Here is a 23,728-nt window from a genome sequence, read left to right as displayed (position 1 = left end):
ATGAAAATCAACATTGTAATCGCATTCATTTTATGGATCAGCCTGTCGGCCTGCGAGTCGCTGGTGACGGAGATCGACGATGCTGATTTGCCAAAAACCGAATCGCGACTGACGGTTCAGGCTTTCCTGTCTCCCGAAAATCCACGCATTATTGTAGCAGTCACACAATCGCGTCCCTTGTTCGGAGAGCCTAATACAACCGAGGGAATTATCCGAAATGCAGTAGTAAAACTTTCCGACGAGACGCGCGAGGTAACGGTTCCATTTGACTCAACCAACGATTTGTACGTGACGGACAAAGCCCGGTTTCCTGTCGTAGCCGGCCGGACCTACAAGATCACCGTATCTCAGGGAGGCCGGACAGTGACCTCAACCTGCTCTGTACCGGCAAAAGCGGTGGTGCCAATGACTTTCGAACTGGACACTGCATATACCAGCTTTTCAGATACGACACTTCGTTTGAAAATGAAGTGGACTGACATCCCGGGTGAGCGAAATTACTATCGCGTACGGGCATTTGTTGACCTCGAATACAGCATTCCCGACGGTCTTGGAGGTGGTAAATACAGTGAGCGCCGCGTGCGGAACCGTTTCAATGTGAACTGGGAAGAAACCATCGGCCGCGACAATTTTCAAAGCGACGTCAATCTGGACGGAACGGTTTTCACCTCGCCAACAGGTACATTGAGGCTGCCCGGCCCCACAGGTTTCGGCACAAGTGACGGATCGTATTTTACGGTTTATCCAAAAGCCAAGATCATTTCCATGACTATGGAGGTGTTAAATACGGATGAGAATTATTTCAGGTATCACAAGTCTCTGGACAATGCACGCAACGCTGATAATCCCTTCGTAGAACCTTCACTGGTGTTCACCAATATTGAGGGCGGACTCGGATGCTTTGCCGCTTACCACACCGGACAGCTGATTTACCGGCCAAAGTAAGTTCCTGCCTCTCTCAGGGCATTTTTCTTTCTACATTTTAAGACAAACTGAGGTCAAAGCACCTCAAAATGTTCGCATGATTTCTAAAATATTTGCAAGAAATTACTGCACATATCGAATTCCAAAACAGCAGAAACGCAGCATTCAGCGGTTTTAAAATGCACATTTCAAATGCGCTGAACAGATTACAGTAGTTTCTTAATAACTGCCTGGTGACATTGTAGCTGAAAGGCATGCTTTTTTCTGTTCACCCTTCAAACAGCGTAGCGTTTTTTAAACTAGCACAACAAACTGCCTCCGATCACAACGAGGCTTATATACATACATATCGGAAGATATGATATCCTGATTATAACCTTAAACAAATTAGATATGGACTTGCAAGGAACTGATAAGGATCAAACCAAAAAGGAAAATCCTTCCAATAAAAACATGTCGGAGCCGGATACCCTGCTCGAAACACTTGAAGATCTGAAAGAGGACGGGTTTACCTACGATTTCAACCTGACTGCACACGCATTGGAAGTGCACAAGGAAGACGGTATCTGCCTGAACCTCTCGCCGGAAGATTTTGACATTGTTCAGGTATACCGATTCGAAGGGATGACCGACCCGGGCGATATGTCGATCCTCTATGCGATTGAGTCGAAAGATGGTCTGAAAGGTACATTGATCAGCAGCTATGGGGTTTATGCCGATAGCATGACAAATGAGATGATCAAGAAACTTGATACAAGAAGTTCTCTGATCGTACACCACGACGATGAAGATATAGCGCATTAAAAATGCGTCAATCACACTATATCTCGACTAAACAAGTGCAAAAAGATGTTACATTACCCGAAAGGTGTAAAGTAACATCTTTTCATTTGCTTAAACCTTTCTACTAAATCTGCTGCTAAATGACTGAAATTCTGGAATGGGACCGGGTTTTGTTCAACGAACTCCCTCCCATTTTTCTGCTGGAAGTACTCCTGCGATCGACCATCATGTTTGTCTTCCTTCTTGTTGCCCTGCGAATCACAGGCAAACGGGGAGTCAGGCAACTTTCCATTTTTGAGACGGTCATTATCATCGCATTGGGCTCCGCAGCAGGTGATCCGATGTTTTATGAAGATGTAGGTATTATACCGGCATTGGTGGTGTTTGCTACGATTATCATGCTTTACAGGCTGGTAACCTGGCTTACGGGAAAGAGCAAGTTTTTCGAGAAAATAGTAGAAGGAAAAACAGTCTGCCTGATCAATGAAGGCCGCTTTTCCATTTCTGAATTTTCGAAGGAAACACTTGCGCAGGATGAGTTTTTTTCTGAATTGCGGTCAAAAAGCATTGAACATCTTGGTCAGGTAAGAACTGCATTGCTGGAACCTTCCGGTGAGGTAAGTATCTTTTTTTACAAGGATGAAGAAGTGAAATACGGACTGCCGCTGCTGCCGTCTTTGTATTACAAGAAAAGCAAAACGATTTCAAGCGACGGTTATCATTCGTGCTCATTCTGCGGCAACACCGAAGTGTTGAAGTCGGGGGCACATATTTGTCGGGTTTGTAACCGTGACGAGTGGGTACCTTCGCTGAACACGGCGAGAATTGCCTGAATTTTGTTGCTGTACATTTGGGAATACGGGCCTGGCACAGCTATTTTAAGGGTTTGGGGATTTAAAAAAACACATAGCTATGGAAATGATCGAATTAACGGAAGAACTGATCCGGTCGGCAGAGCAACGATCTGCTGGACAGCCATATCCTTATTTTGTAAAGAACCTGAAAGCGATCGGGGTAGATAATTACGAGGTAAAAGTGAGGAATTACCAGCGTACTTACACGGCCACGAACGGGGACAAACTGATGATCCCGGGCGAGCTCCCGGAATTTGAATGTGCCGAAGCTTTCGAGCTGGAAGAGGTGAAAAATGCGATCAGGCGTTCACAGGAAGGTGAAACGGATTATCCAACTTTCCTACGCGAGATAGGCGCCGCAGGCATACATACCTACGTAGCCGACCTCACGGGAATGAAAGTGATTTATCAGGGACCGAATTCAGAGTATGAATACGAGGAAACAATCCCGGAAGTATAGCCTGCAACGTTATCGTTCAGGCTGTTCTTTTTCTTAGTTCTTCCAGATGCATATCAGTAAAGTCGAGGTGCGTGACAAAGCGCACCAGTCCTTTTCCGAAGGTAACAGCAAGAATATCTCTTTGCGCCAGTTGCTGTACGTACTCAGCTTCTGATATCCCCGGCGCAAGCCTGATAATAACGATGTTTGTATCCACGGGAAATACCTCTTCCACTTCCGGCTTCGCAGCGAAAATGGCTCCAATCTCCCGGGCACGCAGGTGATCTTCCTTTAATCTTTCTACCTGGTGATCCAATGCGTAAATCCCTGCCGCCGCCAGAAAACCTGCCTGCCGCCAGCCGCCGCCCATTACTTTCCGGAAACGGCGTGCTTTTTGGATTACTTCCTTGGTACCTATCAGCAATGAACCTACCGGGCAGCCCAACCCTTTGGAAAGACAAATACTGATACTGTCGAAAACCGAACCGTATTTTGCGGGCTCTTCGCGTGTTTCTACCAATGCATTAAACAGACGGGCGCCGTCCAGGTGCAATGGAATTCCTTTTGTGTCACAAACCTGCCTGATTGCACGGATCTCCTCAAAATCGTAGTAGCTGCCGCCTCCTTTGTTCATCGTATTTTCCAAAGAAACAAGCCGGGTTACTGTGGAGTGTATATCGTGCTCCGGGCTGATCGCTTCTGCTACCTGGCTCGCCGTTAGCCTGCCCCTGTCGCCGTCGAGCAGCTTCACCGAGGAAAGCGCATTGAGCATGATCCCGCCACCTTCATAAAGGTAAATGTGAGAGTATTTATCGCAAATCACGTCGCTTCCGGGCTGTGTATGCGCGCGGATAGCGAGCTGGTTCGTCAATGTACCCGACGCGCAGAACAATGCTTCCTCCATTCCAAAAAGCTGCGCGGCCTTTTCCTGCAATGCATTCACGGTCGGATCATCGCCCATTACATCATCCCCTACCTCTGCGGCCCACATGGCCTGCTGCATTCCCAGGGTAGGTTTGGTGACCGTGTCGCTGCGTAAGTCAATTTTCATTTTAGTATTAAATCAAAAGTATTGCTGCCTGAAACTTTGCAAATCCAAATATCAACGAATAACGGAAGTAGTGATGATAAGTTGCAAATACTTTTAAACCGATATATTGCGTCAAAAATCTGAGATATGGAGTTTGAAGAGTACTTAACGTCAAAAAAGATAGACCCGGAAACATTCCAAAAGGCAGACAATGCCCGTTTTCAGGAGTGGCGCAGCATATTTGAAACAATGCACCCGGAAAGTTTTACTGCCCACAAGAAGTTTCTTATCAACGAAATCAGAAGAAGATATCACGTGAAAGAGGATTAGGCCACTAGCCTTTCATATCCTCCATAAGTTTCATTAAAATACCAACCGTTTTCTCGGTTTGCTCCTTGCTTGGCGTGGTATCCCAGTTACCTACAATGCCATTGCTCCCGATGTAAATTCCGTCTTTGCGTGAGATAAAATTAGCTCCCTGCGTGTACAGTTTGTAATTGATATCACTTTGCGGGATCAGACAGGAAAGCTGGCCTGAAACCGGCGTAAGTTCTTCATCATTGAATACGGGCTTGGCGCCGAGGCCCATGCAGTTTACAACTACCTTCTCCGGCAATGCGTCAATATCTTCCAATCGCTTGATCTCGTGAATTTTTACTTTTCCGCCAAACATCGTAAAATCCTGCAATTGGTGACGCAGGTAAGTGGGGATATTGAACATGATATTGGAGCGGCGTGTCACATAGTCAGCTTTAAACGGGTGCTCTTTGGAAGTAAGCCGCACCCGCTCCGGAAGCAACCCTTCCACTTCAAAATCTTCGCCGCCTGCGCCGGGCGCGTAAACAGGAGCCTGGTTAAAAACACTGTATTCCTCAGCCCAGCAGGCGATATCGTTCATTCCTAGCAGAAACTGAAAGCGGCGGTGTGAAAACCGCGTCGCCTCTTCCCAGATTGCCTGAAATTCAGGTTTGGCTACTTTCTTGTCACAAACCCGCGATGCAGGCGACCAGGTACCTGTCGCGAGGTTGCTTGTAATATTCGGCGGAACATCTTTGGCATAGATCGTCACCTCGCAGCCACTTTCCTGTAAAAGCCGGGCAGTAGCAATGCCGACTGTTCCGCAACCGAGTACCGCAATTTTCTTCTCGCCGGTTTTAAGCACATTATTCCGCGCAATATTGCCCGTACCCCAAGACAGCGACCAGCCGCTTCCTCCGTGTCCGTAATTATGTACAAGCGTTTTGTTACCCAGCTGCTCCACATCGAGCCGCGGCCCCGACGCCCGGAATGGCCGCAAGCCCACCGTTTCCTTCAGAATCCGGTCCATGGAGAGCCGCAGCTTAGGAATCTGATGGTAGCCCCCACTGATATGAAAGTGCTTGTCAGGATAATACTGCTGCGTTTTGGGTGCGCATGAAGCAGCAATGGTACCTAATGCAAAAGTGGCGGGAATTGCTTTCTCGAAGAAGTTTCTGCGGTTCATCTGGGTTGGTGTAAAATAGGAATGGATTTGACTGAAATTAATGACATTGACCAATAATCACAAATATCCTACTGCATACCCGGCGAAATTCAGAAGAAAACACTTACTTCTGTTTATAAATCCAAAAATTACTATTGATTATACCAGACTACAATCCGCTGGTTGAAAGAGAAAATGGTGCATTCGCCGCTTCCGAGCCCCATTTTTTATTTGGTTCTGTTCCCATTTGCAGAATGAGCTTACCGCCCTTGACGATCTCTTCGTGGGTGAGGTAAGTGCGGCTAAATGGCTTTCCATTCAAGGTGGCAGATTGAATGTAAGGTGCATTGTCAGCCACATTCTTCGCGATAACACTGAATTTCCTGCCTTTTGCACCCTGAATTGTCATTTCTTCAAACACCGGACTTCCAAGTACATATTGATCAATACCTGGCGTGACAGGATAAAAACCCATCATACTAAATGCCAGCCAGGCCGACATCTGGCCTCCATCCTCATTGCCGCTCAACCCGCCCATGCCGGTATCATATTCATCACGGATAATCTTGCGTGTCCATTGCTGCGTTTTCCAGGGTTGTCCGGCAAATGCGTACAGGTAAGCAATCTGGTGATTGGGCTCATTCCCGTGCCAGTAATGCCCCTGATTAAAAAGCGTGTCCAGTTTATTAATAAAGGCACTTTCACCGCCAATGATCTTCTGCAAACCGGCGATATCCTGCGGAACAAACCAGGTATACTGCGCAGGCGAACCTTCTGTAATAAAGCTGGCCCGTTTGGCAAACGGATCAAAATCTGCAATCCAGCCACCATTTGCGTAGCGGCCACGCGCATAACCCGTTGCTGGATCTATGACATTTTTGTAGTTAAGAGCGCGTTTCCGCAATACCTGCGCATCTTCCGTTTTGCCGATTCCACTGGCTAGCACAGACAAACAAAAGTCATCATATGCATATTCCAGCGTTCTGGAAACCTGCTCACGCTTGTGAAATGCAAGCGGCACACTGTCTTCCAGCGGCACATAGTTGTATTTCAGATAGGAGTCCAGCGCCCTCCTGCCCTTGCCCGAAGCATAACTTTTCGCATCGCTGTTTACTTCAAATGCGTTTTTACGTAGCGCGGTATAGGCTGCATTCACATCAAAATTGCGAACGTTTTTGCTGTACGCATCTGCGACTACTGACATGGCGTGGTCGCCGATCATTGCTGCGGTATAATGATTCCAGCATGGAAAAATGGGCATCCAGCCTCCCTGCTCCGCTTTTTTAACAAGCGACTGCATCATATCTCCCGCCTTCTCAGGTTCCAGCAGGATACCAAGCGGCATAGCGCCACGGAAAGTGTCCCATAAACTGAAATCACAATAGTAATCGAAACCCTCCGCCTTTTGCAGCGGCGTACCTCCTGCAAATGAAGGGTAAGTCCCGGCTACATCTGAAAAAAGCCTGGGCAGCAGCTTCGTGCGGTACAATGCACTGTAAAAAAGCGTTTTATCATTCTCACTACCTTTCACCTGAACTTTCCCCAATGCATCATTCCAAATCTTTTCGGTTGATTTTCTGACACTTTCAAAATCTTTGCTGCCGATTTCTTTATCCAGGTTCTGCCGGGCTGCTTCCAGACTCGTAAATGAAGTCCCGATTTTAACAGTGACAGTCTGCACGCCTTCGCCGAAACCTACATAAGCACCCAGCTTCTCCCCTTTTCCCTTACCGGTCAAAGTGCGGCTCATTGGCGAAATTGTGTCGTTCAGCCAGACACCGGACTGAAAGATTTTTTTATCAAACCGCATCACAAAATACCCGCTGAACCCTGCCGGCTGGCCTGAACCCTGGTAAATCCGGTGCACAGGATTATAGCCTGCCACCTCGCCTTTCTCCGGAAATACCTCCACGAAACCTTGTCCCTCGTCGCTGTTCGGCTCGATGACGATGAATGTTTCACTACCGCTTTCAAACCGGAACCGCATAACAGCAGCCCGGGCGGAAGCTGTTACCTCAGCGTCAATCTTTTCATCTTCCAGATAAACTCCGTAATAAGCGGGCGAAGTCCGTTCTTTTTCGTGCGAGAAAGTACTTGCGCGCAGCTCCGGATTGGTGATCAGCTCGCCGGACATTGGCATAATCGTAAGCGTGCCGTAATCCTGTACGCAGGAACCGTTCAGCCAGTGCGTACCACGAAATCCCTGAAATTTCTGATCATTATAATAGTATGGCGAAATGCATTTGGTCTCAGTCGAGCGCGTTTGAGGTGTCCATTGTGTCATTCCGTTGGGAACACCGACTGCCGGAATAGTTTGCCCTTTCAGCTCACTTCCTGCCTCGCTATGCGCCTTCGCACTTTCCGTGGTGGAAGGCGCACTACCAATCCGCGTTTCAACATATTGAAGCGGTGTTTTTTGTGCAAATGCGTTGGTAAAAAGACATATTGCCGCTGTTAAGCAGGCAGAAAAGGGTAGATGTTTAAATTGCATAGTCAGGCTTATTGGCTTTCAAAGTCGGAAGATCGAGAAAATAATGCTATGTTAGACCACCACAATGTTCGGCCCTTCCCATTGAAGACGATCAAAAAGCATTCATCCCTTATGAACATTCACATCATCGATACCGGCTTTTTTAAACTCGACGGCGGCGCTATGTTTGGTGTTGTCCCGAAGTCGCTTTGGAACAAACAAAATCCTGCGGACGAGAAGAATCTCTGCTCCTGGGCAATGCGCTGTTTGTTGATTGAGGATGGAGAAAGGCTGATCCTGATTGATACCGGGATGGGCAACAAGCAGGATACAAAGTTTTTCGGGCATTATGATTTGCACGGCGATGCTACGCTGCTGGGCTCCATTCGGGACAAGGGTTTTGAGCCAGCTGATATTACAGATGTGCTATTGACGCACCTGCATTTTGATCACGTAGGTGGCGCGGTGAGTTTCAGCAAAGACAATTCGCAGCTGCTCCCTACATTTCCGAATGCTACTTACTGGTCCAATGAAGCGCATTGGAACTGGGCGGTGAATCCGAACCCGCGTGAAAAAGCTTCGTTTTTGAAAGAAAACATACTTCCACTGCAAGAGTCAGGGCAGTTGCAGTTTATCCAAAATAAAACCTCCCCTTTTGAAAAACTGGATTTCATCTATGTTGACGGTCACACGGAACAGATGATGCTGCCTGTGATTTCCTATAATGACCGGAAGCTCATCTACGTCGCGGACCTGCTCCCCTCTTCATTTCACATTCCGCTCCCATGGATTATGAGCTATGATATGCGGCCGCTGCAAACCATGGACGAAAAGCAACAGATACTAAAAAATGCAGCAGACGAAAATCATATCCTGCTTTTCGAACACGATCCGCTCTACGAAGCCGGCATTGTGGAACATACCGAAAAAGGTATCAGGATCAGAGAGCGTGGGAAGTTGAGTGATTTTATAGGAGAATAAGGTATGAAGATCGGGCTGGTATTATCGGGCGGCGGAGCGCGCGGGATTGCGCATCTTGGAGTGATCCAGGCTTTGCAGGAACATGGTATAAAGCCGGGTATCATCAGCGCGACGAGCTCGGGTGCCTTTGTCGGAGCAATGATCGCCTATGGTTTTCAACCTGCCGACATTCTGGATAAGATCATACAAACCAGCTTTTATCCATATCTGCGGCCGGGCTTCGGAGCAAGCGGATTGTTGCAAATGAAGCGTATTGAAACCGTGATTTGTCAGTACATTCCCGAAAACACATTTGAATCGCTACAAATACCACTTGTAATTAATGCGACGGATATAGTCTCCGGCGAGGCTGTCATTTTTCGAAATGGTGAACTTGCATTACCACTACTCGCTTCATGCTGCATCCCCGGTCTTTTTAGTCCCATTCAGGTAAATGGTCGCGATCTTGTCGACGGCGGCGTGCTTAATAACTTACCTGTGGAACACATCGAAGGCGAGGCTGACATTATTATTGGCAGTCACTGTAACCCATTCAGTTTGAATAAACTACTGAAAACAACTACCGAGATCATTTACCGCAGCCTGATCCTGGCTATGCATACCAAAAACCGGGAACGTTTTAAAAAATGCGACCTGCTTATAGAGCCCCCCGCCTTGAACCGCTTCGGTATTTTTGATTTCAGAAAAGCAAAAGCGTTGTTTGATGCGGGATATGCATATACATCGGAGTTGCTGCAAAGTACTGATGTAAGTAGTTTGAAAGGCATTTAACCTAGTAAATCCAAAGTTGAACTTTGGATTTACTAGGTTAGGCGTTGAAGCTAATATTAAAATCGGTTGTATTGGCTTGAGTTCCACCATACAGTTTATCGCTCAATATCGATATATTTGTGTACCAAAAAATGTACATCATGGCGATCATAGAAACAACTAGCAGGCAATTCAGAGAGCGGCAGAAGGATTTTTTCGAGCTAGCCGACAAAGGGGAAAAAGTGGTGATTAGGAGAGGCCGTAAACAAACATATGTACTCACTCCAATTTCCGAGGATGACTTGTACTTCACTCCGGAAATGATCCAGCGGATCAAAGACGCTCAACAAGAGATTAAAGAGGGGAAATACATATCCTTCAACAGCGTTGACGAAATGAATAAATACTTTGAGTCACTATAATGTATAAAATTGTTCTGTCAAAAAGAGCTGAGCAAGATCTATACAACCTTTTAAAATCTGAGCCGAAGGTCTATAAAAAAGCGGTTTTGCTTTTGAAAGAAATTGAGCAGCATCCGAGAACCGGAAGAGGAAAACCTACCTTAAAGGGTTATGGCCTGGCAGGATTGTACGCAAGAAAACTCACAGATAAACATAGATTGGTTTATTCTGTAAATGATGATATCATCACTGTTGACATACTTTCTGCAAGAGGACATTATGACGATAAATAACTATCTATTGTCTAATTCAAGCGCTTTCAATTTCCTCCTAGCGCTTCTCCAAAGTTTTCACAACCCACTCTCCTACCTGCTCTCCCTGCTTCTGCCCATTTGTAATCGCATCCATAAAGTGGATTCCGCCGTAGAATCTTGAAGCGCCCGATTCCAATGCGGCAGCCTTAAATGAGGGAAACTTGCGTGCTTTCAGGTTGAAACGTTCTTCAACCGAATCGGTATAAGCAAAGTTTTCTCCGAGGTAATGCGTGAGTATAACAGCTGAGCAAGTTGATATCACAGAGTGGCCGCTCAGGTACTCGGGGAATGGAGGCGTTTGCAAAAAGGGCTTCCAGGTAGGATCGATGAATTTCCGGATCGCGGTTTCAGGACGAATGCGGTTACTTCTGTATTTCTCATCCCAGCAAGTCATAAAACTATCCATTAAGCCAATCGCAACACTGGTATTGATCAGCAAAGTTTTGCAAAAATCTGTCTTCGCCTGCTTGCATGCAATATCCGTTATACCCATCCAATGCGCGCCGGGCGAGATTTTTTTCATTCCTACCAGCAAGTGGCCTCTGTTTTCCAATGCAAATGGATTACAATCCCAGAATGCGGCAGTAACTAAATGCTCCTGCTCCTTTTTATCATCATAATTCATTTTCATCAACCTGAAAAACTCAGAGTCTTTCTTTTCCGAAAATGCAACAGGAGGAGGCGGGATGAACTGGGAAGAAGAGTCAAGCGTGAACGGCCTTACCGTGCTAAAAAAAGGCTCGACCGGCGGGAAATATCCCGGCGGCGTCGGGTACCAGGTACCTGGCGTGTTGCGCGGCTCGTACCGCGGATAGTTGCTGATCAGGTTGTATTTGTCCGCTTTGGCGTATTTCAGGATCTGCTTGCTGATCGCAATTCCATACTCCCGGGAACCAGCGAGCACATCCTCATCCCAGCCAAGTGTTTTGCACGAATCAAGCAGTCGGTCCTGGTACTTCTGCAAGAGTGCGCCAGAAGGCTGCATTTTCTTGGCAGTTTCCAGCATCGCCATTACTGCCGCCAGTTGGTAGGAGTATGTTTCAATGGCCGGTTTCGTAATTTGGGGAAAATCGTTTAACACACCGTGCATGCTTTTGTAAGCACTGTCATGCTGCGCTACTGTCTCATACCCGGCCAAGCAGGCGTAGGCAAAAAACCGGGCGCTCAATGGCGGATTAGTTACATCATGCACCATCACGTCGGTCATCTGTAGGGTAACCTGGCCAATCGTTTCCGGACTAATGTTGTATTCCTTTTGCTGTTTACTGCACCCCGCCAAAATCCCAAGTGCGAGCAGCAGCGCAATGATTTTACTGAACTTTACCAATCTGATATGCTTTTATTTCCTTCTGATTTATCCCAAACAACAATTTATTGCCAATCGGCAGCACGCTTCTCACATCCCCTTTCAGGCTAAAACCCGAATCAGTCTGCCGGATGTAGGCGAACTTTCCTTTTCCGTCCCCTTTCAATAGTATCCCGTAATTGGCGTCGTACTTACCAAACCGCAGTCTCGCCTTACTCACATTCCCGCAAAACAGCAGGTCCTTGTGGCCGTCACCGTTGTAATCCAGACTGGTAATGGTGTAAACCGGCGCACTTTGCACTTCCAGCGGAAGCTGTCTCTCAACGAACTTACCTGCCGCATTGGATTCAAAATAGGCTGTTTTCAGATAATTCGATTCGAGTTCCTGCGCGCCTTGTAATTCTTCCGCAGTAAAAATCTCTTTAACCGAAGCATCAGCGTAGCTTTTATAATCCTGAAAACGGGTCCGCATAATGCTCATCTGATCCAGTAACTCATCACGCGTTACATATGGATAGCTTTTACCCTGGATATAGAAACTCATAATCGGATCGATCGATCCGTTATCGTCAAAATCCTTGTAGATCATCTGAACAGGCTCAGAATCGCTGGCTTTGCATTGCGTGTTCAGCCCCATATTGCCTATGACCAGATCCTGCTTTCCGTCACCATTGAAATCTTCTACCAGTATTTTATTCCACCATCCTTTGTAAGGTTTGGCAAAATAGTCCGCGGTTTTATTTTCCAGCTTTCCATTTGTATTGATAAAAACAGTTACCGGCATCCACTCGCCTACCAAAATCAAGTCCGGCTTTTTATCATTGTTCAAATCTGTCCAGGCTGCGTCGGTTACCAGTCCTATTTTTTCAAGATCCGCATTCCACTTTTTAGTCTGATCCGAAAAATTCCCTTTCCCGTCATTGATCAATACATAACTTCTTGGCGCTTCGGGGTACCGGCCGGGAATTACCCGCCCGCCGACAAATAAATCGGGCTTACCATCCCCATTCAGATCCGCAACCCGCACGCAGCTGGTACTTGTCAGCATTTTCGGTAGCGATGAAATGCTCCTGGTCAGATTCCCTTTTCCATCATTCAGATATAACCTGCTTTGCAGCAAAGGATCTTCGGGCATAAAGCTGGCATATCCGCCGCTGCACACGAACAAATCCTGAAAACCATCTCCATTGGCGTCAAAAAACAATGCATCTGTGTCTTCTGATTGTTTGTCTGTTTCAAATGCGGGTACCGGCTTGCTGGTAAACGAACCATTTTTTTGCTGGATATACAGCTTCGCCGGCTCACCTGCGCCCCCGCCTGCATACACATCTTCCAGTCCGTCGCCATTAATATCGCCCTTTTTCAGACAAGGTCCCGAAAATGAAATCGGGTTGATCAGCAGCGGCTGCCTTTTGAAATCATTGGTTGTAATCGAAGGGCTTTTGAATGCAATCGGAGAAGGAATCGGGTTAAATGCAGGATTGTATTTTGGTGGAAACGATTTGGTCATTTTTCCATTTACCTCAGAGAGTACCAGTTGCTGGTTAACTTTTGGTGAAACGATTTTCTGCTGCTTGCCGCTCAACCAGGTCACCGACAAGGAATCAACATGGCCATTTTTACCCAAACCAAAATGGAGAATAGGCGACACGCTCGACTGGTACCCGCGTGTCGGCATTTGTTCCAGGAATTGCTTTTGACCCTTCTGGTAAATAGTCACTTTCGCACCCGCTCCGAAAGTATTTTTCCCCTCTCCTTCTAACTTGATTTTGAGGTAATTGTTCTGCAAAAGCTTATTTCCTTCATTCTGGTAAATAAAAGCCGGCTTGTTGATGTTATTGACGATCAGATCCAGGTCGCCGTCATTATCAAGGTCTGCGTAAGCTGCTCCGCCGCTATTCGATATTTCACCCAGCCCCCAGCTATCCGCTACATTACTGAACGTAAGGTTTTTACCATTCCTGAAAAGGTAATTTTTCATGTTTGAAGAAGGCATCTGGTACACCAATTGCAGCACATCTTCCCGCTTAACCTGTCCTTCAATGCGTTTCAAATGATCTCCCATGAATTTGACAAAATCCATATTGGTGAAATCACGCAAGTTTCCGTTTGTGACGAAAATGTCTTTCCAGCCGTCATTGTCGTAATCTGCAAACAGCGTAGCCCAGCTCCAATCCGTATTTGAAACGCCTGCAAGCTGACCTACTTCCGAGAAAACAGGCACCTTCGAGCCTTTGCTTGTCCCCTCATTCATTTGCAGCATATTGCGCATATACTGGTGATGAAAGCCCACTTTTACATTGAAGTCGAAGAGTTCGTAGTTATCCAGACCGGAAAGCAACTTTTGTCTCCGGTTGTCTTCTGGCAACATATCCAGCGTAAAAATGTCCGGCAGCCCGTCGTTATTGAAATCGGCAATATCGCTGCCCATTGACGAATGCGAAGTGTGACCGATACTTTCATCCAGCACATCGGTGAAAGTGCCGTTTTTATTATTGATGTATAAAAAATCAGGTACGGAATAATCGTTGGAAATGTACATATCCTGCCAGCCATCCTGGTTGATATCTGCAATACCGATCCCAAGTCCGTATGTCAGCGGAGAACTGTGAATGCCGGCTTTTTTGGTGATATCCGTAAAGAAAGGCGCGCTTCCTTTCGGATCGTTGCGGAATAAACGTACGCCAGTTACAGGATCATCTTTACTCAGAAGGTCGGCTGTACTGGCTTCATCGAGAATGGGCAGCGACTTAGGATTATGGTTGAGCAAAAACATATCCAGATCGCCGTCTTTGTCAAAATCAAAAAAGGCAGCCTGCGTACTATTACTCGGATCGGCCAGACCATACTGGCCTGCCATTTCTTCAAACTGCGGTATTCCTGCTGCATTATTTCCTTTATTGACAAACAGTTGGTTACGCAAGCTTTCGGGTGAAACGTTGCCGGAGTAGCAAACGTAAATATCCAGTTTCCCGTCGCCATTCACGTCGGCCATTGTAACTCCCGTTTTCCAGGGTTTTTCCCGGCCACCAACTAACGCCTGTGCTGTGATATCCTCAAAAACCATATTCCCTTTGTTGAGATACAGCTTATTGGACACCATATTTCCTGTGAAGTAGATATCGTCGAGCCCATCTCCATTCACGTCCCCGACCGCTACCCCGCCGCCATTATAGAAATATTCGTACATCAACACATTGGTATTCAAACCTTCCGTGAGTGTATTACTAAAATCGACCTTGGTTTTTTCGGGAGACAGCGATGTAAAAAGTGGCGGGCTGCTGTTTTCTTCCTGCTTTTCCTTTTCAGCCTCTTTATTACAGCAAACGAGACTCAGACCTACCAACCCAGCCACAACACCTGATTTCCAGGATTTAAAGCGCTTCATACAGCGAAAGAAGATTTATAAAGGGATAGAAAAAAGAAACTATGTCTCCTCATCGAAGACATAGTTTCAGTAAAAATAATCAATAAAATATTACTATTTGTCGTAGCCCGGGTTTTGAACCAACTTCGCATTCCGGTTGATCTCATCACGGCTGAACGGACGGAAATACATTTTATCCACCCACTTCCGGTTTTCATGAGATTTCTCTTCCACCGGCGTGTAAGTATAATCGTAAACCGTTGTATCATAATGATAAGGCTCTTTCATTGACTTACCTGGCTTGAACTTACCGATTACGTTAATGTATTGAAGCGGCCGGCCCAAAGTCTGCTCGGCGATCATCCAGCGACGTGCATCGTGGTAACGTTGCTCTTCATATGCCATTTCAACGCGTTTTTCATGACGATAAGCGTCTCTCAAAGCTGCGCCAGATACTTTCAACGCAGGCATACCAGCGCGGAAACGGATCTTGTTCAGCCATTCCAATGCAACTGCATCCTGACCCAATTCAATGCTTGCTTCGATGTAGTTGAACACTACCTCAGTTACACGGATAAAAGGCCATGGAATATTCTGACGGTCGGTGTTATCGTACAATGCAGGGTTTGGATCGATGAACTTACGCATGTAGTAACCTGTGCGGCTACCGTTCCAGTCTTCAATTGAGCTGCTGCGGGTATCCAATCCTTTGCGGTTAATCAATGCACCTTTATCGTCCAGCAGATCATAAGCGCCGGTTTGAATCTGGTTCGCAGGATCTTTTGCATCCGATGGACGTGGCTTCCAGGGAGCTCCGTCATACATCACAGTTGCGTAAAAACGTGGATCACGGTTTGTGTAGGGAGCAGCTTTGTGCGTAGGGTTTGTCCAGGCAAACGGAGTTCCGTCCATCATTTCGTAATCATCTACCAGCAAACCGATCGGGGTATTTCCAGCCCAGTTGTGGTAACCATTTGGTCCGTTGTTCAAGCCAGTCTGACGGGCACCTTCACCAAGACTTGGTGTAAAGTATCTTGCAAAAATCAGCTCGTTTGCACCAGTCGGATCAAGCGTTTTATCAGCACTTGCACCTGCCATTGCTACGGAGATGTAGTTAAGCTTTCCTTGCTCAGCAGAAACCGGCGCGGTCAGGTTTAACTTATATCCACCGTTACTTGCATCCAATGCAGCTTTTGCGGCTGCCTGAGCAGCAGTCCAGCGTGCAGCGCGATCGCCGGTAAGGTATCCCAGGAATTCAGGATTCGGATATCCTGAGATAACGCTTGACTTCGCTTTCGCCGTTGGAATGTCGTGAAGATCACTTGCTGCATACAACAACACACGTGATTTCAAGGCCAAAGCTGCTACTTTGGAAGCCCTGCCTTTTACCAGCGTTTTTCCTTCGAGCAATAATGCAGCACTGTCAAGGTCACTTACGATAGACTTCACACATTCATCGTAAGTGTTACGAGGTGTAGAGTAGTCTTCATTCAATGCATAAACCTTTTTGATCAGGGGAACAGCACCATAGTAGCGCACCAGCTGCTGGTAGTAGTAAGCTCTCATATAATAAGCTTCCCCTTTCAGGCGGGCTTTAAGCGTTTCATCAGTAAACGTAGCCGTAGCAAGGTTTGCTATCGCGATGTTCGCAGCACGGATTCGCGTATACATCGGGCCCCAACCGTAGGTATCATCTACCCAGCCAAGGTTCGACGGACTCAAACTGCCTTCGTTTACCGTATTGATGTTCCGGCCTGTGTGGGTAAATACCGCTTCATCAGTAAGGGAAGCAAGCATTTGCTCGCTGAAACCACCCTGCTGCAAGCCCTGGTAAATACCTGTCACAAAACCCTCGGCCAATGCGCCGTCTTTCCAAACCTCTTCGCTTGGGATTTCGGTTGGTGGCGTTACATCCAAAAATTCAGTGTCGCAGGATGACAAACCACCGGCAGTCATCAGAGCAACTATAAACAAACTTTTATAGCTAAATTTCATATTGATTTTCATTAAAATGCTAGACGTAGACCTGCGCTCACAACTCTTGCCTGTGGATAGTACTGACCGCTTGTGTTGGTAGATTCCGGATCCCAGATCTTGATTTTGTCAAAAGTCAGAAGGTTCAATCCATTTACGTAAACACGCAGATTGCTCAGGCCAATTTTAGAACCAATCTCAGATGGTAGGTTATAACCAAGCTCGATGTTCTTCAAACGCACGTAGTTGTTGCTTTTCAGGAAGTAATCGTTGAAACCTGCCTGACCTGTGTTGGTATAGTACCTGTTGTTCCGGTTGGTCAAACGTGGGTACTTGTCAGTCGGGTTGTCGATTGTCCAGCGGTGATCGTAGTCATATTTCAGGTAGTTACCAATGTCGCCGGACTCAGTCAAGCCTACCAGCTGCAAGCCGCCAAATGCGCCCTGGAACAGAACAGCAAGATCGAATGCTTTGTAGCCCAGGTTGATCGAGGCACCGCCGGTAAACCATGGACGCTGAACTTTCTGCGTACGGATACGGTCATCAGCGCTGATCTTTCCATCGCCATTGATGTCTTTGAACTTCATGTCACCAGGCCTCAGGTTACCTGTAATTGGTGTATAATCAAGTTTGTTAGCATCAATTTCAGCCTGGTCTTTAAATGCACCGTCGAAAGTGTAAACAAGGAACGACTGGTAAGGCATACCGGTTGAGCGCTGATAAGAAGGAGCTCCCGGAACTTCATCCCAATATTTGATCTTGTTTTTGGCATAACCGCCATTTACACTCACAGAGTAAGTGAAATCGCCTGCATTACCATCGTAGCTCACTTTAAACTCCCATCCTTTGTTTTGAAGCTTACCCAGGTTTTGAGGAGGAAGCTTGCCGTCGATACCCGCAGACGAAGGTGTAGTACCTGTTTTCGGGATCAGGATGTTAGAACGGTTGTTTACGAAGTAGTCAAACTCGAATGAAACCTTGTCGTTCAGCAGCGTACCTTCGATACCGAAGTTGCTGTTGTTGGCAACTTCCCATGTGAATGCGCTGTTGGCCACACGGGATTCAAGCAATGTTTTGGCAACCTGATCATTGATAATGTAGCTACCAAAGCCCATTGTTGACAAATACTGGTATTCAGCCAGGGTTTCTGTTCCAAGAATGTAAGGTTCAGCACCCATTTGTCCCCATGATCCGCGCACTTTCACGTTGTTCATGAACCGGATATTGTTCTTCCAGAAATCTTCTTCCGAAACCCTCCAACCTGCTGAGATACCAGGGAAGAAACCGAAACGGCCGTCTTTTGGAAATACATACGAACCGTCTACACGCCACAGGAATTCAGCAAGATACTTCTCTTTGAAGTTGTAACCTGCACGTCCGAAGTAGCTCAAACGGGCTCTTTTGTAAAGATCAAAGTTGTTGATATCCTGCTCAGCAGTACCACCCGCAAAAAGCTGGTCAACCACAGGCGAGATAAAATAGCGACGGAAAGCGAAGAATCCATCTGCATCCACTTTTTCACGCTGGATACCCGCCATTACATTGAAGTTGTGTCCGCCGATCGATTTTTCGTAAGAAGCCTGGCCGGTCAGCTGAATGGAAAGTTCCTGAGAAGCACTTTCTCTGATACGCGGGTCTTTGAAAGTTGAACGAACTGTACCTGTGATAAAAGGCGTTTTTCCGTCAGCTTCGTAAGTCTTTTTGTCCCAGAAAAAAAGCGTCCAGGGAGTTTCAAAGTTTTTCTGACGACGAAGTTGCTTATCCAATGCGGCCATTGCATTGATTTTCAAACCTGGTACGCCAGGAACCTGAATTTCAAGACCGCCATTTGTTTGGATGTAATCTCTCTTGTCGTTATTGTAACCTGTTGTATTGGTAGTAATTACCGCAGGATTTTGTCCATTCTCGATATCCGGGCCCGGGCTTCCGTCTGGCCAGATTGCGATTTCAGTTGGTTTACCACGCATCAGCATACGGAAGATTGCGCCCGCACTGTTACCTCCGCTTGGGAAGTGACGGAATTCTTCGCGAAGCGTCAATCCTAGGTTTGCAGTTACATACTTATTGATTTTTGTATCCAAATTGATACGCATATCGTACTGCTTGTAACCAGTCGCTGAATTCACATAATATCCATCCTGATTAATGTGGCCCAGAGACGCCAGATATTTGATATTGTCGCTACCACCTGTCAACTGCACATTATGACGCTGCTGAGGAGCCCATTTTCTCAAAACTGAACCATACCAGTCTGTATTTGGGTGCAGGTAGGGATCAGAACCATCAGCAAACTTCTTCATATCATCCGGATTGAAAACCGCATTGATCACGTTTCCGTTATCGATTCTTTTGTAAGATCCGGTTGAATTAAAGCCTTGCAATGCACCTTGCCACTCTCCCACAGGAAGGTTATCATAAATCTGCAATTCGTTACGGATGGTTGCATATTCAGATGCATTCGACATTTCAGGTGTACGCGTTGGCTGCGAAACCCCGAAGTTCATATCGTAAGACAATTGCGGCTTGCCGGTTTTTCCACGTTTGGTAGTAATCAGGATTACCCCGTTACCTGCGCGTGAACCGTAAATCGCAGCTGCTGCATCTTTCAAAACGGAGATACTTTCAATGTCAGCAGGATTGATACGGTCCAAACCACCACTTCTGTTGGGAACACCATCCACAACGATTAGCGCGTTACTGTTACCGAGTGAGTTGGTACCGCGGATACGGATCGCAGAACCATCGTAGCCAGGCTCACCGCTGCTTTGTACCGCTGAGATACCCGGAAGACGGCCGCCCAATGTATTGGAAAGGTTGGCAGCAGGTGCTTTTTGAAGCTCAGCTCCTTTTACAGCTGTTACAGAACCTGTCAATGTTGCCTTTTTGGCAGTACCATAACCTACAACCACCACTTCTTCAAGTGCTTTGGTATCGGCAGCCAATGTGATATCAACATTATTTCTGGTTCCGATCTCGATTTCCTGGGTCAGGTAACCAATGAAAGAAAACACCAATGTCGAATTTCTGTCCGCATTTACGGAGTAATTGCCTTCATTATCGGTAACAGTTCCTGCTGTGGTCCCTTTGACAACAACGCTCACGCCCGGTAACGCCTGGCCTTGCTCATCCTTGATCCTGCCTTTGACTGTGTTCTGCGCATGAGCGATCATGACAGTCGCAACGAGAAGGATAAGTGAAAAAACACCGCGCGAAATGACACGAGGTATCCATTCAGTAGAAAATCTCATAGATTAAAATTTAGAGTTAGAAAGTGGTATTGAAAATTGCTTAACCGTATAAGCACGGAACGTAGAGCTTGCATTGCTTCCATCTCCGGGAAGCCGGTCTACAAATCGGAAGGAGTAGTTCGGAAAGTTTATTACATAGGTTAATTGTTAGGTGAGTAGATAGCCGGGCACTGATATGAAAGGGTGTACTTATAACACAATTCGGTTCGCAACACCGCCAAAAACTGGTAGCATAAGCGTGGTGAAATCTTTTTTACTCGTTTGTTTGTACAAAAAGATATTAATTTTTTCACAAAAAAAAGGGTTCTTAATTTAGGTATATAATTTATTAAAAAATAACAATGAAATGGCTGTTTTAGGCTAAAATGGCCGGATTTAGTAGTATATAAGTTACAATTATTCGTTCTTTAATCCAGAATTGGTAACATTTCCAATCTTACTTATATTCGTATATTCATTCAAAAACATCCTGATCCACCTGCATATTGCTAATGAGATTTCGCTTACTCTCCCTGATCCTTGTTCCCCTGTTTTTCAGCTGCCGGAAAGAGCTGTCGCCAGCCGAGTACAATGCCAAAGCAGCCGATCCGCAGCTATTTCACCAAACAGCAACATATCTCACTGATGTCATTATTCACGATATCTTCAAGCCCCCTGTTGCCAGCCGCATTTACAGCTATTCTTTCCTTGCTGCCTATGAAGCACTTGCACCGGGATACCCTGAATATAAGTCACTTGCAGGCCAGCTCGTAAAATTTGAAGCTCCGCCAAAGCCCGATTCTTCACTGGCATATTGCTACCCGCTGGCCAGTATCAAGGCATTCACCTCCGTAGGCCGCACGCTGACATTCTCGGGTGATATGTGGGATAAATACGAGAAGGATTTGTTTGAGAAGTATGCGCAAATGGGCATACCCGAAGATGTATATACGCGGTCACTTGCATACGGGGATTCTGTTGCCAAACACGTGATCCGTTATTCTTCGAAAGACCATTACAAGGAAATCCGTGGTTACCGGTACACAGTTACCAATGCACCAGGAACCTGGGTACCTACGCCGCCCGCCTATGCAGATGCTTGCGAACCTATGTGGAACACGGTTCGGACATTCACGCTGGATTCTGTCACACAGTTTCGCTGTCCTCCCCCGGCTAAATACGATCTTGACAAAAACAGCAAGTTCATGAAGCTGGCAATGGAAGTATATGATACAGGTAATAACCTCACAGATGATCAGAAAGCAACTGCCTATTTCTGGGATGACAATGCTTTTGTAACCAATGTCGTGGGGCATGCAATGTTCGCCAACAAGAAAATGACACCGGCCGGTCACTGGCTTGCGATCATACGTACAGTGACAACCGACAAGAAGCTGGATCTGATGCAGGCGACCGAAGCTTACACCCTTGGCGCACTATCTATATTCGATGCTTTTGTGGCTTGCTGGGACGAAAAGTACCGGACAGTGCGGATCAGGCCAGAAACTGTGATAAACAATAACTGGGCACCCGAGTGGCGTCCATTCCTGGAAACACCCGCATTCCCCGAATATGTGAGCGGCCACAGCTCCATTTCGGCAGCCTGCGGAACCGTATTGACACACCTGATCGGCGCTAATGTAGCTTTTACGGACACTACGGAAAAGAAATACGGACACGGCGTAAAATCCTTCAAGTCATTTGAAGAAGCTTACTGGGATGCTTCCATTAGCCGGGTTTACGGCGGTATACACTACCGCGACGGCGTTGAAGAAGGGACACACCTCGGTGAAAAGATCGGCGAAAACGTATTAAAACGCGTAATCACCAGGAAAAACAGGGAAACGCTGGCTAAAAAGTAGCCTGATGAACGTGGTCAGAATTATAATGCAGACCAATGTTCTCGCGCCGCGCCATCGCCATTTTGATAATGAGATAAGAAACGGATATCATGTTTCTGAGCTCGCAAATGGCAACAGATACCTTTGACTCGCGGTAAAGCTGCTCGTGCTCTTCATGTAATAGTTCAAGCCGGTCGTAGGCTCGTTTCATCCTGCGATCGGTGCGTACGATACCAACATAGTTGGACATAATGCTGTTCAGCTCGCGCGTCATTTCGGTTACCAGCACCTGCTCTTCGGGATGCGTGGTGCCCGAATCGTCCCATTCCGGTATGTTCCCCGGTGTTTGTGCTCTTTCGAAACTCGCAAGTGTATCTTCATAAGCGCGATGACCAAATACGACCGCTTCCAGCAGCGAGTTGGAGGCGAGCCGGTTGGAACCGTGCAAACCAGTACAGGAACATTCACCTACTGCATAAAGGAAGTCAATATTGGTTTTCCCCCACTCATTCACCCTGATCCCGCCGCACATATAGTGCTGCGCCGGAACAACCGGGATCATGTCTTTTCTTACGTCGATACCTTCGTTCAGACAGTATTCTGTGATATTTGGGAAATGTTCGACAAACTTCTCGTAGTCACAATGCCGCACGTCGAGATAAACATGGTCTACCCCATTCTTTTTCATTTCTGAATCTATCGCACGCGCAACAATGTCCCTGGGCGCCAGGGAAAGTCGCGAATCGTAGTTTTCCATGAAAGTACTACCGTCCCCCCTTTTTAATATTCCCCCAAAACCACGTACTGCTTCCGAAATAAGGAATGAGGGTTTTTGTCCGGGCTTGTAAAAGCTGGTAGGGTGAAACTGGATGAACTCCATGTTGTCGCAAATACCTTTGGCGCGGTACGCCATTGCAATGCCGTCGCCGGTTGCGATCGTGGGATTGGTCGTACTCTGGTAAATATTTCCGATGCCGCCGGTAGCGAGCATGGTCGTTTTGGCAACGAATTTCTCGACTTTTCCAGTTTGCCTGTTCAGCACATACGCGCCAAAACATTTAATATCTTCCTGATACCGGTAAACTGTTTCCCCCAAATGGTGCTGGGTGATCAACTCGACGGCGTAATAATGCGTAAAAATCTGAATGCTTTTGTGCCTGTTTACCTCTTCAAGCAATGCGCGCTCTATTTCGGCGCCTGTAATGTCCTTGAAATGTAAAATCCGGTGATCTGAATGCCCGCCTTCTTTGGCCAGGTCGTATTCTCCTCCGCTTTCCTTATCGAAGCGGGTTCCATAATCGATCAGTTCCTGTATCCGCTCGGGCGCTTCTCTCACCACAATTTCCACGATGTTCCGCTTGTTGACCTCGTCACCCGCGTCCATTGTGTCCTGGATATGTTTTTCAAACGAATCTGACTCAGCCCAGACTACCGCAATGCCGCCTTGTGCATACTTGGTATTGGTTTCATCGGCCTGAACTTTGGTAATTACCGCGATAGACTTTTCCTGATTCAGCGAATCGAAATGTCGGGCGAGCTTGGCTGCATAACTAAGTCCGGCAATTCCCGAACCAATGATCAGAAAATCAAACTGGGGCATAAATC

The 23,728-nt window shown here is 46.7% G+C and carries 18 protein-coding genes; 10 read left to right on the top strand and 8 right to left on the bottom strand.

Annotated features, from left to right (window positions below):
- The 4 genes from ASG33_RS04760 (at position 1) to ASG33_RS04745 (ending at position 3,021) form a co-directional block, all read left to right on the top strand.
- Positions 1-945: a DUF4249 domain-containing protein gene (locus ASG33_RS04760; protein WP_056280923.1), complete on the top strand. Its 945-nt coding sequence runs from the start codon at positions 1-3 to the stop codon at positions 943-945.
- 372 nt (positions 946-1,317) lie between these two features.
- On the top strand, positions 1,318-1,728 hold the full coding sequence (locus ASG33_RS04755; RefSeq protein WP_056280921.1) for a hypothetical protein: 411 nt from the start codon (positions 1,318-1,320) through the stop codon (positions 1,726-1,728).
- 119 nt (positions 1,729-1,847) lie between these two features.
- Entirely contained in the window at positions 1,848-2,540 is a 693-nt protein-coding gene (locus ASG33_RS04750; protein WP_056280919.1) for a DUF421 domain-containing protein, read from the top strand.
- 79 nt (positions 2,541-2,619) lie between these two features.
- Positions 2,620-3,021 (top strand): DUF1398 domain-containing protein, encoded by a 402-nt coding sequence (locus ASG33_RS04745; protein WP_056280916.1) that lies wholly within the window; start codon positions 2,620-2,622, stop codon positions 3,019-3,021.
- Between the two features lie 16 nt (positions 3,022-3,037).
- Here the strand turns inward: ASG33_RS04745 and ASG33_RS04740 are convergent, their stop codons facing one another.
- Complete coding sequence (locus ASG33_RS04740; RefSeq protein ID WP_056280914.1) at positions 3,038-4,051, bottom strand: low specificity L-threonine aldolase; 1,014 nt, start codon at positions 4,049-4,051, stop codon at positions 3,038-3,040.
- Between the two features lie 126 nt (positions 4,052-4,177).
- Between ASG33_RS04740 and ASG33_RS04735 the strand changes: the two genes are divergently transcribed.
- Positions 4,178-4,360, top strand: coding sequence for a hypothetical protein (locus ASG33_RS04735; RefSeq protein ID WP_056280911.1), 183 nt, complete (start codon positions 4,178-4,180; stop codon positions 4,358-4,360).
- Positions 4,361-4,364: 4 nt separating this feature from the next.
- Here the strand turns inward: ASG33_RS04735 and ASG33_RS04730 are convergent, their stop codons facing one another.
- On the bottom strand, positions 4,365-5,513 hold the full coding sequence (locus tag ASG33_RS04730) for an FAD-dependent oxidoreductase (protein WP_056280910.1): 1,149 nt from the start codon (positions 5,511-5,513) through the stop codon (positions 4,365-4,367).
- 148 nt (positions 5,514-5,661) lie between these two features.
- Positions 5,662-7,983 (bottom strand): GH92 family glycosyl hydrolase, encoded by a 2,322-nt coding sequence (locus tag ASG33_RS04725; protein ID WP_056280908.1) that lies wholly within the window; start codon positions 7,981-7,983, stop codon positions 5,662-5,664.
- Between the two features lie 111 nt (positions 7,984-8,094).
- Here ASG33_RS04725 and ASG33_RS04720 point away from each other — a divergent pair, with 111 nt between their 5' ends.
- The 4 genes from ASG33_RS04720 (at position 8,095) to ASG33_RS04705 (ending at position 10,387) form a co-directional block, all read left to right on the top strand.
- Positions 8,095-8,943, top strand: coding sequence for an MBL fold metallo-hydrolase (locus tag ASG33_RS04720; RefSeq protein ID WP_056280906.1), 849 nt, complete (start codon positions 8,095-8,097; stop codon positions 8,941-8,943).
- Between the two features lie 3 nt (positions 8,944-8,946).
- Entirely contained in the window at positions 8,947-9,714 is a 768-nt protein-coding gene (locus tag ASG33_RS04715) for a patatin-like phospholipase family protein (protein ID WP_056280904.1), read from the top strand.
- A gap of 140 nt (positions 9,715-9,854) precedes the next feature.
- Positions 9,855-10,115, top strand: a complete 261-nt coding sequence (locus ASG33_RS04710; RefSeq protein ID WP_082489144.1) for a hypothetical protein — start codon at positions 9,855-9,857, stop codon at positions 10,113-10,115.
- Complete coding sequence (locus tag ASG33_RS04705) at positions 10,115-10,387, top strand: Txe/YoeB family addiction module toxin (protein ID WP_056280901.1); 273 nt, start codon at positions 10,115-10,117, stop codon at positions 10,385-10,387. The genes ASG33_RS04710 and ASG33_RS04705 overlap by 1 nt, the downstream gene beginning before the upstream one ends.
- 37 nt (positions 10,388-10,424) lie before the next feature.
- On the opposite strand, the gene ASG33_RS04700 is transcribed toward ASG33_RS04705, so the two are convergent.
- From ASG33_RS04700 to ASG33_RS04685, 4 genes are all read right to left on the bottom strand, one after another.
- Entirely contained in the window at positions 10,425-11,741 is a 1,317-nt protein-coding gene (locus tag ASG33_RS04700; RefSeq protein WP_409012509.1) for a vanadium-dependent haloperoxidase, read from the bottom strand.
- Positions 11,719-15,102, bottom strand: a complete 3,384-nt coding sequence (locus ASG33_RS04695) for a VCBS repeat-containing protein (protein WP_056280898.1) — start codon at positions 15,100-15,102, stop codon at positions 11,719-11,721. Before ASG33_RS04695 ends, ASG33_RS04700 begins: the two co-directional genes overlap by 23 nt.
- Before the next feature lie 93 nt (positions 15,103-15,195).
- The gene (locus tag ASG33_RS04690; RefSeq protein ID WP_056283260.1) at positions 15,196-17,076 is read right to left on the bottom strand and encodes a RagB/SusD family nutrient uptake outer membrane protein; all 1,881 of its coding nucleotides are present in this window, start codon (positions 17,074-17,076) and stop codon (positions 15,196-15,198) included.
- Between the two features lie 11 nt (positions 17,077-17,087).
- A complete protein-coding gene (locus ASG33_RS04685; protein WP_056280896.1) occupies positions 17,088-20,225 on the bottom strand; it encodes a TonB-dependent receptor in 3,138 nt (1,045 codons plus the stop codon).
- A gap of 569 nt (positions 20,226-20,794) precedes the next feature.
- On the opposite strand from ASG33_RS04685, the gene ASG33_RS04680 reads away from it, so the two are divergent.
- Positions 20,795-22,144, top strand: a complete 1,350-nt coding sequence (locus tag ASG33_RS04680; protein ID WP_056280891.1) for a vanadium-dependent haloperoxidase — start codon at positions 20,795-20,797, stop codon at positions 22,142-22,144.
- Here the strand turns inward: ASG33_RS04680 and nadB are convergent.
- On the bottom strand, positions 22,134-23,723 hold the full coding sequence (gene nadB / locus ASG33_RS04675; protein ID WP_056280889.1) for an L-aspartate oxidase: 1,590 nt from the start codon (positions 23,721-23,723) through the stop codon (positions 22,134-22,136). The two genes, ASG33_RS04680 and nadB, sit on opposite strands and share 11 nt — an antisense overlap.
- Between the last annotated feature and the right edge of the window lie 5 nt (positions 23,724-23,728).

The sequence above is a fragment of the Dyadobacter sp. Leaf189 genome (genome assembly GCF_001424405.1).
Classification (GTDB): domain Bacteria; phylum Bacteroidota; class Bacteroidia; order Cytophagales; family Spirosomataceae; genus Dyadobacter.
The sequence above is the reverse complement of the archived record's forward strand: the minus strand, read 5'-3'. Positions and strand labels throughout refer to the sequence as shown.